Source organism: Pseudomonas sp. H2_A10 (assembly GCF_054680085.1).
The window spans coordinates 1,142,786-1,154,224 of the sequence record NZ_CP162821.1 but is presented as its reverse complement, the minus strand read 5'-3'; the positions used below and the strand labels follow the sequence as shown (position 1 = coordinate 1,154,224).

Below are 11,439 nucleotides of genomic sequence, written 5' to 3'. Positions count from 1 at the left end.
TTAGATGTAATTCAATACCAGCGTGGCGTGACCATCCAGCGCCACATTGCCGGTAAGGTCCAAAGCGCTGGCGCGATTGATCACCGCCCGTACCGCAATAACACCGTTGAGTTGGGAGATCGCAGCAGGTGCGATAACGCTGCCGCTGCGCCAGGAATGCTGGCTCGGCGCCTGGGAGACCTTGCCGTCGCCGGCGAACCAGCCGGAGGCAGTGCTCGAGCGCACGATCGGGGCGAGCGCCACAGCGCCGGAGCTCAGGTTCCTGAGGGTCACCGAGTAACCGCCGGTACGCCTGCCGCCCGGTGCGCCCAGGCCATAGTTCTGGGCCTCGGTGTAACCGGCGCCCAATATACCCGCGACCTTGGTGCCGGCCCGCAGGTCAGTGACGGTCAGGCCGAACCTTGCAGGGGTATGGCCGCAATTGACCGACAGCGCAGTGGTGCGCTCTTCACGCGGGTTGAAGTTCGTCGAGGACAATTCCGCGGCCCGGATAGTGCCGTAGTCGATGATCCCGCCGGCGCCGATGCTGATATTGCAAGCAGCGGGCGAGATCGTACCTTTAACGATCAGATTACCGGTCGGGGTGGTCGTGGCATAAGCGCCCACACTGGCGACCAGACACGTAAGACCCATTGCCAAACCAAATACTTTTTTCATGCTTTACCCGTTATTAGAAAATTAACAGGCACTATTTATTAAGGGCCGGAAGCTCCGCTTCCCCAAGACACAATCCCTGACGTAAAAAGCCACAAACAAATAACACCACGGCATCATTGCCGTGGCGCAGTCTCACCTTTTAGTGATTCACAAAAAACAAGAAAGCCCCTTGATTATCGTCAGAACGGGGAAAAATCGTTGTACGCCTCAATGAGCGCTCACGTAGCCCAGAATGAAATATTTCAAATAAAAAATCGGCGCACGCGTAGGGAAAGTCGAACAGCGCATTATAAGCACTACACTTTCATTTTCCCTTACTTACTCTGGAAACCATTCACTACTTCCAAAGTAACTCGCCCTACACCCCTGGCAAATCCTACGCACAGACACCGATAAGATGATTCACCCAGCACAACGCGTTGGCTCCAGCGGTCGATCGTGGCACGATGGTCAGGTTATCGACCGAGACCCCCAAACCATGCCGCAATCCCAAGCCAAGAATCTGTCCCTGATCGCCGCCATAGACCTGGGCTCCAACAGCTTTCACATGGTCGTGGCCAAGGCCCAGAACGGTGAGATCCGCATCCTTGAGCGGCTCGGCGAAAAAGTGCAGTTGGCCGCCGGGATCGACGACGCACGCCAGCTCAATGAAGAGTCGATGCAGCGCGGGCTCGATTGCCTCAAGCGGTTTGCCCAGTTGATCAACGGCATGCCCCTGGGCGCCGTGCGCATTGTCGGTACCAACGCCCTGCGTGAAGCGCGCAACCGTGGCGAATTCATCCGCCGCGCCGAAGAAATCCTCGGGCACCCGGTAGAAGTCATCTCCGGCCGCGAAGAAGCGCGCCTGATCTACCTCGGCGTATCCCACACCCTGGCCGATACCCCCGGCAAGCGCCTGGTGGCGGACATCGGCGGCGGCAGTACCGAGTTCATCATCGGCCAGCGCTTCGAACCGCTGCTGCGCGAAAGCCTGCAGATGGGTTGCGTCAGTTACACCCAACGCTATTTCAAGGACGGCAAGATCACCCCGGCGCGCTATGCCCAGGCCTACACGGCGGCACGGCTGGAGATCATGAGCATCGAGCACGCCCTGCACCGCCTGACCTGGGATGAAGCCATCGGCTCGTCCGGCACCATTCGCGCCATTGGCCTGGCACTCAAGGCCGGCGGCCACGGCACCGGCGAGGTCAACGCCGAAGGCTTGGCCTGGCTCAAACGCAAGCTATTCAAGCTGGGCGATGCCGAGAAAATCGACTTCGACGGTATAAAGCCCGACCGTCGTACCATTTTCCCGGCCGGCCTGGCGATTCTCGAGGCGATCTTCGACGCCCTCGAATTGCAACGCATGGACCACTGTGACGGCGCACTGCGTGAAGGGGTGCTTTACGACCTGCTCGGCCGCCATCACCACGAAGACGTGCGTGAGCGCACCCTCAGCTCGCTGATGGAGCGTTATCACGTCGACCTGGAGCAAGCGATGCGCGTGGAGCGCAAAGCCCTGCACGCCTTCGATCAGGTGGCCGCGGACTGGGACCTGGAAGACGGCGTATGGCGCGAACTGCTGGGCTGGGCCGCCAAGGTGCATGAAGTGGGCCTGGATATCGCCCACTACCATTACCACAAGCACGGCGCCTACCTGATCGAGCACTCCGACCTGGCCGGTTTCTCCCGGGAAGACCAACAGATGCTCGCGCTGCTGGTGCGCGGCCACCGTCGCAATATCCCCAAGGACAAATTCGCTGAGTTCGGTGATGAAGGCATCAAGCTGATTCGCCTGTGCGCGCTGCTGCGCTTTGCGATCCTGTTCCACCACATCCGTGGCACCCAGGAAATGCCCCAGGTCAAACTGCGCGCCGATGGCGACAGCCTGGATGTGATGTTCCCCAAAGGCTGGCTGGATGAAAACCAGCTGACCCAGGCGGACTTCGCCCAGGAAGCGGAATGGCTGACGCGGGTGGGGTTCACGCTGAACGTGCGCTGACTCGATCCAAACAACACCGTAAACCAAATGTGAGAGGGGGGTTGCTCCCTCCCACATGTTCCAGACCGTGTCTGGGCTTAGTTCACCGCCAGAATCGGGCTACCCAGTTTCTCCAGCAACGTCGCCTGGGCGCTGCGGGGGTTCTGGTTGCCGGTCGGCGTGTTGCGCACGTAGCGGCCGTCCGACTGCAGGCTCCAGCTGTGGGTGTTATCGGTGAGGTAACTTTCCAGCTCCTTCTTGACCCGCATGATCAGCTTCTTGCCTTCTACCGGGAAACACGTCTCCACGCGCTTATCGAGGTTGCGTTCCATCCAGTCAGCACTGGAGAGGAACATCTGCTCTTCGCCGCCGTTGAGGAAGTAGAACACCCGGGTGTGCTCCAGGAAGCGGCCGATGATCGAACGCACGTGAATATTGTGCGACACGCCAACGATGCCTGGACGCAGGCAGCACATGCCGCGCACCACCAGGTCGATACGCACGCCGGATTGGCTGGCCTTGTACAGCGCGCGGATGATCTTCGGATCGGTCAGCGAGTTGAACTTGGCGATGATGTGCGCCGGCTTGCCCTCAAGGGCAAACTGGGTCTCGCGGGCAATCATGTCGAGCATGCCCTTCTTGAGGGTGAACGGCGCGTGCAGCAGTTTCTTCATGCGCAAGGTCTTGCCCATGCCGATCAACTGGCTGAACAGCTTGCCGACGTCTTCACACAAGGCGTCGTCGGAGGTCAGCAGGCTGTAGTCGGTGTAGAGCTTGGCGTTGCCGGCGTGATAGTTGCCGGTGCCCAAGTGCGCGTAACGCACGATCTCACCGGCTTCGCGGCGTAGGATCAGCATCATCTTGGCGTGGGTCTTGAAGCCGACCACGCCGTAGATCACCACCGCACCGGCCGCTTGCAGGCGGCTGGCCAGTTGCAGGTTGGACTCTTCGTCGAACCGCGCACGCAGCTCGATCACCGCAGTGACTTCCTTGCCGTTACGCGCGGCGTCCACCAGCGCATCGACGATTTCCGAGTTGGCGCCGGAGCGGTACAGGGTTTGGCGCACGGCCAGAACGTGCGGGTCCTTGGCGGCCTGGCGCAGCAGGTCGACCACTGGGGTGAAGGACTCGAACGGGTGCAGCAGCAGAATGTCCTGCTTGCTCACCACGCTGAAAATGTTCTCGCTGTTTTGCAGCAGTTTCGGGATCTGCGGGGTGAACGGCGTGTATTGCAGCTCCGGGTGGCTGTCCAGCCCGGTGATGCTGAACAGGCGCGTCAGGTTCACCGGGCCATTGACCTGGTACAGCTCGGTCTCGCCCAGGTTGAACTGCTTGAGCAGGTAGTCCGACAGGTGTTTAGGGCAGGTGTCAGCCACTTCCAGGCGCACCGCATCGCCGTAGCGCCGCGAGAACAGCTCGCCGCGCAGGGCGCGGGCCAAGTCTTCGACGTCTTCGGAGTCCAGCGCCAGGTCGGCGTTACGGGTCAGGCGGAACTGGTAGCAGCCCTTGACCTTCATGCCTTGGAACAGGTCATCGGCATGGGCGTGGATCATTGACGACAGGAATACATAGTTGTCGCCAGCCCCCCCTACCTCTTCCGGTACCTTGATGATCCGTGGCAACAAGCGCGGCGCCGGGATGATCGCCAGGCCGGAATCGCGACCGAAGGCGTCGATACCTTCCAATTCCACAATGAAGTTGAGGCTCTTGTTCACCAGCAACGGGAACGGGTGCGTTGGGTCGAGGCCGATGGGGGTGATGATCGGCGCGATCTCGTCGCGGAAATAACGGCGCACCCAGGTCTTGATCTTGGTGGTCCAGTGGCGGCGACGGATAAAACGAACCTGATGTTTTTCCAGTTCCGGCAGCAGGATGTCGTTAAGAATTGCGTATTGGCGGTCTACATGGCCGTGCACCAGCTCGCTGATGCGCGCCAGGGCCTGGTGCGGTTGCAAGCCATCGGCACCGGCCTGTTCACGGGCAAAGGTGATCTGCTTCTTGAGACCGGCCACGCGGATTTCGAAGAACTCATCCAGGTTGCTGGAGAAAATCAGCAGGAATTTCAGCCGTTCCAGCAGCGGATAGGACTCATCCAGCGCCTGCTCCAGCACGCGGATGTTGAATTGCAGTTGTGACAGCTCGCGATGGATGTACAGGCTGCTGTCATCCAGGTTGGTCACCGTGACCACCGGGGCCGGCACGGGCGGCTCGGCCACCGCGGCAGGCGGCGCAGGCTCCAGCTCCGGTGGGGTTTCGGCGACTTGTTCAATCACCGGGTGAGCGTCTTTTACTGCAACTTCGGAGAGTCCTTCGGTATTCATCGAGTGTTCCTGTGAGGGCTATTGTTGCTCTCTAAGCAATTGGGCGGCGCGGGCGGCAAAGTAAGTCAGAATGCCATCGGCCCCGGCACGTTTAAAGGCCGTCAGGGATTCAAGAATCACCCCTTCACTCAACCATCCATTTTGTATTGCAGCCATGTGCATGGCGTATTCGCCGCTGACCTGATAGACAAAGGTCGGCACCTTGAATTCGTCTTTGACCCGCCAAAGGATGTCCAGGTAGGGCATCCCCGGCTTGACCATTACCATGTCGGCGCCTTCGGCCAGATCGGCCGCGACTTCGTGCAAGGCTTCATGGCTGTTGGCCGGGTCCATCTGGTAGGAGGCTTTGTTGGCCTGGCCCAGGTTGAGGGCCGAGCCCACCGCGTCACGGAACGGGCCGTAATAGGCGCTGGCGTACTTGGCTGAATAGGCCATGATTCGCACGTTGACGTGGCCGGCCAGTTCCAGCGCTTCGCGAATCGCCTGGACGCGGCCGTCCATCATGTCCGACGGTGCAACCACCTGGGCGCCCGCGGCAGCGTGGGACAGGGCCTGTTTGACCAGCGCATCGACGGTAATGTCGTTCTGCACATAACCGTCTTCGTCGAGAATGCCATCCTGGCCGTGGGTGGTGAACGGGTCCAACGCCACGTCGGTGATCACCCCCAGTTGCGGGAAACGCTCGCGCAAGGCACGGGTGGCGCGCTGCGCAATGCCCTGCGGGTTCCAGGCTTCGGCAGCGTCCAGGGACTTGAGTTCCGAAGGCGTGACCGGGAACAGCGCCAACGCCGGAATCCCCAGCTCGACCCAGTTCGCCGCTTCTTCAAGCAGCAAATCGATGGTCAAACGCTCCACCCCCGGCATCGACGCCACGGCTTCGCGCCGATTCTCACCATCGAGCACGAAAACCGGCAGGATCAGATCATTCGTCGTCAGTACGTTTTCACGTACCAGACGGCGCGAAAAATCATCACGACGATTGCGACGCAGCCGGGTAGCAGGGAACAGACGATTGGCAGGGGTAAAGCTCACGACAGACTCCTGAGCCCGGTTTTACGGGCGAGCGTTGCAGTTATAAGCGGCCATTATGACGAAGGTATTACAGTTGTGCTTAACGATGCGACCTGTAGTCGCATTCGTCGTTTATGTAGGAATTGTTCACTTCGTGACACATCTCGATACTTTCATGAATGTTCACGAAGGCGTAGGCTGCGCGTTCATTTCGCCAGCACCCAGACCATGCTTCAACAATTTCTGCATGACTTCGGCTACTTTGCCCTCTTCCTGGGCACCTTCTTTGAAGGCGAAACCATCTTGGTTCTCGCAGGCTTCCTGGCATTCCGTGGCTACATGGATATCAACCTGGTGGTGGTCGTTGCCTTCTTTGGCAGCTACGCCGGCGACCAGCTCTGGTACTACATGGGCCGCAAGCATGGCCGCAAGCTGTTGGCGCGCAAGCCGCGCTGGCAATTGATGGGCGACAAGGCCCTGGAACATATCCGCAAACATCCGGATATCTGGGTGCTGAGCTTCCGCTTTGTGTACGGGTTGCGCACCGTCATGCCGGTGGCGATTGGCCTTTCCGGCTACCCACCGCTGCGCTATCTAGTGCTCAACGGCATCGGCGCCGCGATCTGGGCCGCCGCGCTGGGCGCTGCGGCCTACCATTTTGGCGCGGTCCTTGAAGGCATGCTCGGCAGCGTCAAGAAATACGAGCTGTGGGTACTGGGAGCCTTGCTGTTACTGGGCTTCGGCCTGTGGCTGCGCCGCCGTTTCAAAAACGCGCGTATCGCCCGCCAGGCCTGTGCCGACGCCAAGGCCCAGCTCGCCGAACCGGCCCCGGTGCAAACGCCTAAGACGCCAGCCGAGTAACCCGGCCCCGGCAGCAGTAAAGACCGATCACGCTGAGCAGGCTGTAACTCGACAAACCCAGCCAGCCCAAGTGGCTGGCCGGCCACAGCCCTACCAGCGGTGCCAGCCATACCAGCGGTACATTCAGCGCCAGGCGTGCCCACTCGGCCTTCAACGCCCACGGCCGGTTCTCCAGGGCCACGCCCAGGGTAAAGAGCCCCAGTGCCATCACACTCCAGCCCAGGACCAGCGCTGAGCTGTGCAGCCCCTCGCCAAAATTCATCAAGTAGCTGCCAAACCCCACATACACCGCAAACTGCAGGGCGATATACACCTGTTGGCGCGCCTCCAGCGGCACGTCGAATTTGCGGAACTGGCTCAGGTCCGGCTTGGCCAACGGGTATTTGGCCTTTACATCGGCCGGGCGCCAGCCGGTGGGCATAAACCAGATGCGCAGCTTGTCCCGCCAGCGTTCGGTGCGCCGCGCATCACTCCACAGCTGCGCGTAAAACTGCAGGTTGGCCCACAGCGGGTTCCAACTGGCCAAGGGCGTGGTCACGCCGAAAATCACCGGTTCGTTGTCGTCTTCTTCCTGGAACGTACCGAACAGCCGGTCCCAAAGAATGAACACCCCGCCGTAGTTGCGATCCATGTAGAGAGCGTTCTGTGCATGGTGGGCCCGATGATTGGACGGTGTGACAAAGAACCACTCGAACCAGCCGAGCTTGGGCACGTGGCGGGTATGTACCCAGAATTGGTACAGCAGGTTGAGCGAAGCCACGCTGATAAATACCACCAACGGCACGCCCAATACGGCCAGGGGCAGGTAGAAAATCCAGCTCAGCAGGAAACCGGTACTGGTCTGGCGCAGGGCGGTGCTGAGGTTGTAGTCCTCGCTCTGGTGATGCACCGAATGCGCGGCCCACAAAATATTGCGCTCGTGGCCCATGCGGTGCAGCCAGTAGTAGCAGAAGTCATAGAACACAAAGGCAAACACCCAGGTCCATGCACGTTGGGCGGGCAGTTCAACCACAGCCAGGTATTTAAGGGCACATGCGTAAGTCAGCAGCCCTACCCCCTTGGTCAACAACCCGGTGGTGGTGGACAGCACGCCGGTACTGAGACTGTTGATGGCGTCCGCTACCCGGTAGTTGCGCTGGCCCCGCCAGCGGTCGAGGAGCAGCTCCACCACGATCAAGGCGATGAAAAACGGTACCGCGTAAGGCACGAAGTCCATGGTCTGGTCCGGTCTATTTTTGTTACATCAAGATTAGGTGCAGCCGCGCGAGATCCCATTGGCAACAGGTTACAAATTAGTAGACATTTAGCGCCAAGACCTCAGGAGAAATGCCCATGAGCAAAAAGATTGCAGTGATCCTTTCCGGCTGCGGCGTGTACGACGGTGCCGAGATCCATGAAAGCGTAATCACCCTGCTGCGCCTGGACCAGCGCGGCGCTCAGGTGGAATGTTTTGCGCCGGATATTGCGCAACTGCACGTCATCAACCACCTCACCGGCGAAGAAATGCCCGAGTCGCGCAATGTACTGGTGGAGTCGGCACGCATCGCCCGCGGCGCCGTGAAGAACATCGGCGAGGCCGACGTCACCCAGTTCGACGCACTGATCGTGCCCGGCGGGTTTGGCGCGGCGAAGAACCTGTCGAATTTCGCCGGGGAAGGCGCCGGTTGCAGCGTTAATCCGCAGGTATTGGCGCTGGCCGAAGCCTTTGCCGAAGCCGGCAAACCCGTGGGGCTGATCTGCATCGCGCCGGCCCTGGCCGCAAAAATCTACGGCCCGGGCGTGACCTGCACTATCGGCAACTGTCCCGACACCGCCGCCGCCTTGGACAAGATGGGCGCCACGCACCAGGAATGCACGGTTGAAGACATCGTCGAAGACACGGCGCGCAAGCTGGTGAGCACGCCGGCTTATATGCTCGGCAAGAACATCAGTGAGGTGGCGTCGGGCATCAACAAGCTGGTGGATCGGGTGCTGGAGCTGACCCACGAGAACGACTGATCAACTGACAGAGCACTAAATGGTAATGAGCGGGCTCAGGCCGGGCGCATCAATTGAGTGAGGATGCGGTCCAGCGAGTTGGCGAACGCCTGTTTGTCTTTCTCCCCATGGGGCGGTGGGCCACCGCCCATCCGGCCCTGCTCGCGCAGGTCGGTGAACAGGTTACGCACCGCCAGGCGCTCGCTCATGTTCGCGGGGCTGAACTCCTTGCCCCGAGGGTCCAGGGCCGTGACGCCCTTCTTCACCAGCCGGTCGGCCAACGGCACATCGCTGCAGATCACCAGCTCACCCGGCACGGCGTGTTCTACCAAGTAATCATCGGCCGCATCCGGGCCACTGGGCACCACGATCAGCTTCACGCAGGCAAAACTCGGCTTGATCTGGCTCTGCCCGGCCACCAGCACCACCTCGAACTGGCGCTTGAGGGCGAATTTCACCACCTGGTCCTTGGCTGCCCGAGGGCAGGCGTCAGCATCGATCCATACGCGCACCTACGCCACCACCCGGCGTTTCTCCGCCAGGCGGCTGCGGCCATACAACACCACAATCGCCAGGATCGCCACGGCCTGCGCACTCAGCGAATAGGCATCGGCGTGAATGCCCAGCCAATCGAAGTCAAAGAACGCCACCGGCCGTGTGCCGAAGATGCCGGCTTCTTGCAGCGCCTTGACGCCATGCCCGGCAAACACTACCGACAGCGCGCACAGCAGTGCAGCGTTGATACCGAAGAACAACGCCAGCGGCAGCTTCGCCGAACCACGCAGGATGATCCATGCCAGGCCCACCAACAGCACCAGCGCGGTGGCGCCACCCGCCAGCACCGCGTTGTGCCCGGCCGGGCCGGATTGCAGCCACAGGGTCTCGTAGAACAGGATCACCTCGAACAGCTCGCGATACACCGAGAAGAACGCCAGCAGCGCAAAGCCAAAACGCCCACCGCCGCCGACCAGGCTGCTTTTGATGTAGTCCTGCCACGCGGCGGCGTGACGCCGGTCGTGCATCCATACGCCGAGCCACAGCACCATGACGCTGGCGAACAGCGCGGTGCAGCCTTCGAGCAGTTCGCGCTGGGCGCCGCTCACGTCAATCACATAGGCCGCCAACGCCCAGGTGGCCAAACCGGCCAGCAGCGCCAACCCCCAACCCGCGTTGACGCTGCGCGCCGCCGACTGCTGGCCGGTGTTACGCAGGAACGCCAGGATCGCCGCCAGCACCAGAATCGCTTCCAGACCTTCGCGCAGCAGGATCAGCAGGCCCGAGATATAACTCAACGACCAGCTCAGGCCATCGCTGCCCAGCAAACCGGCGGACTCGGTAAGTTTGCCCTTGGCCACGTCCAGGCGTTGCTGCACCTGCTCGATCGGCAAGCCGTCCTGCAACGACTGCCGGTAGGCCATCAGGGCCTTCTCGGTGTCCTTGCGCACGTTGGCGTCGACGTTGTCCAACGAGCTTTCCACCAGCTCGAAGCCTTCCAGGTAGGCCGCTACGGACAGGTCGTAGGCTTGCTCGTGATCGCCGTTACGGAACGCGGCGAGGCTCTTGTCCAACGTCGTCGCGGTGTAGTCGAGCAACTGCGCAGGGCCACGCTTGACCTGCGGCGGTTGCGCACGCTGGGCACGGAAGGTTGCAGCGGCGTCGGGCCCCTGCGCGGCCAGCACTTCGTTGGGGGTTTGGCGCGCCAAGTCGGCGAGATTGAAGGGCTGCTCGCTTTTCGCCGCAGCGGGGTCGGCCGTGAAGCCGGCAATGTAGGTGGCCAGGTCCCAGCGCTGGCGGTCGTCCAACTGGTCGGCGAAGGACGGCATGTCGGTGCCTTCGACACCCAGGCCCAACGTGTTGTAGATCGCGTAGAGGCTCAGGCGGTCCAGGCGTGCGGCATCGTGCAGGTTCGCGGGAGGCGGCGTGAGGCCTACGCCCGCCGGGCCATCACCGGCACCGGTAGTGCCGTGGCATACCGAACACTGTTGGGCGTAGAGCGGCGCACCCCGCGTGGGGTCGGGCGTGATGGCCGGGGCCTGGCTGACCTCATACGCCACCGCCAGCTTGGCGCCCAACTGACGGGCCTGGCGGGCAACGGTCGCACCGTCCTGGTGGGCGGTGACCGCCGCCAGCAATTCATCAACGCCCTTTACCAACTCGGCACGCTCGGGTTTTTGCGGCAAGTCCGCCACCAGGCCCTGTAATACCCCGAGAAACTCCACCTGCTCGCGGTATTCCGAATCATCCACCACCTTGCCCGCCTCCACCGTTGGCGGGTAGTCAGCACCAATGTAGTCCAGCAAATGCAGTGCCTGGGGGGCGCCCTCGGCAGTTGCGGCCAACAGGTTGACGCTGCACGACATCAACGCCGGCAACAACAGCCAGACGAGAAAACGGAAGGGGGCAGTCATGAATGAATCTCAAAGGGAAACAAGAAGTAACATATTGTTCAGCTTTAAGGGCTTTGACTCAAGGCGTATGTGATTTGGCGCGTGCGCGCGCTGAGATTTTAGGCGCAGTAGTGGCATTTTTACCGCGAACAACACAGCAAAAAGCCATTGTTTTGCCAGTAATGGCGCTTATAATGCCGCGCCCTGTTAGTGCGAAAGGGAATTTTCGTTCCTCGTCTTTATGAGGAATCACCATATCGGTTGA

At 61.1% G+C, this 11,439-nt stretch carries 10 protein-coding genes; 4 read left to right on the top strand and 6 right to left on the bottom strand.

Annotation, left to right across the window (positions count from 1 at the left end):
- Nucleotides 1-657, bottom strand: coding sequence for a DUF1120 domain-containing protein (locus AB4O23_RS05230; protein ID WP_026067497.1), 657 nt, complete (start codon nucleotides 655-657; stop codon nucleotides 1-3).
- Between the two features lie 478 nt (nucleotides 658-1,135).
- On the opposite strand from AB4O23_RS05230, the gene ppx reads away from it, so the two are divergent.
- On the top strand, nucleotides 1,136-2,638 hold the full coding sequence (gene ppx, locus AB4O23_RS05225; RefSeq protein ID WP_017530852.1) for an exopolyphosphatase: 1,503 nt from the start codon (nucleotides 1,136-1,138) through the stop codon (nucleotides 2,636-2,638).
- A 77-nt stretch (nucleotides 2,639-2,715) separates the two neighbouring features.
- Here ppx and ppk1 read toward each other — a convergent pair whose 3' ends face one another.
- Both ppk1 and hemB read right to left on the bottom strand, forming a co-directional pair.
- Complete coding sequence (gene ppk1, locus AB4O23_RS05220; RefSeq protein ID WP_017530851.1) at nucleotides 2,716-4,938, bottom strand: polyphosphate kinase 1; 2,223 nt, start codon at nucleotides 4,936-4,938, stop codon at nucleotides 2,716-2,718.
- A gap of 18 nt (nucleotides 4,939-4,956) precedes the next feature.
- Entirely contained in the window at nucleotides 4,957-5,970 is a 1,014-nt protein-coding gene (hemB, locus tag AB4O23_RS05215; protein WP_068935507.1) for a porphobilinogen synthase, read from the bottom strand.
- 207 nt (nucleotides 5,971-6,177) lie between these two features.
- Here hemB and AB4O23_RS05210 point away from each other — a divergent pair, with 207 nt between their 5' ends.
- Entirely contained in the window at nucleotides 6,178-6,810 is a 633-nt protein-coding gene (locus AB4O23_RS05210; RefSeq protein ID WP_017530849.1) for a DedA family protein, read from the top strand.
- Here AB4O23_RS05210 and AB4O23_RS05205 read toward each other — a convergent pair.
- Nucleotides 6,791-8,026, bottom strand: a complete 1,236-nt coding sequence (locus AB4O23_RS05205) for a sterol desaturase family protein (RefSeq protein WP_017530848.1) — start codon at nucleotides 8,024-8,026, stop codon at nucleotides 6,791-6,793. The genes AB4O23_RS05210 and AB4O23_RS05205 overlap by 20 nt on opposite strands.
- A gap of 116 nt (nucleotides 8,027-8,142) precedes the next feature.
- Here AB4O23_RS05205 and elbB point away from each other — a divergent pair, with 116 nt between their 5' ends.
- On the top strand, nucleotides 8,143-8,808 hold the full coding sequence (gene elbB, locus AB4O23_RS05200; RefSeq protein WP_017530847.1) for an isoprenoid biosynthesis glyoxalase ElbB: 666 nt from the start codon (nucleotides 8,143-8,145) through the stop codon (nucleotides 8,806-8,808).
- Nucleotides 8,809-8,843: 35 nt separating this feature from the next.
- Here the strand turns inward: elbB and AB4O23_RS05195 are convergent, their stop codons facing one another.
- Nucleotides 8,844-9,299, bottom strand: coding sequence for a YaiI/YqxD family protein (locus tag AB4O23_RS05195; protein WP_017530846.1), 456 nt, complete (start codon nucleotides 9,297-9,299; stop codon nucleotides 8,844-8,846).
- Nucleotides 9,300-11,195 (bottom strand): FTR1 family protein, encoded by a 1,896-nt coding sequence (locus AB4O23_RS05190; protein WP_065879277.1) that lies wholly within the window; start codon nucleotides 11,193-11,195, stop codon nucleotides 9,300-9,302.
- A gap of 2 nt (nucleotides 11,196-11,197) precedes the next feature.
- Here AB4O23_RS05190 and AB4O23_RS05185 point away from each other — a divergent pair, with 2 nt between their 5' ends.
- Nucleotides 11,198-11,419, top strand: coding sequence for a hypothetical protein (locus AB4O23_RS05185; protein ID WP_137220028.1), 222 nt, complete (start codon nucleotides 11,198-11,200; stop codon nucleotides 11,417-11,419).
- The last annotated feature ends 20 nt before the right edge of the window (nucleotides 11,420-11,439 follow it).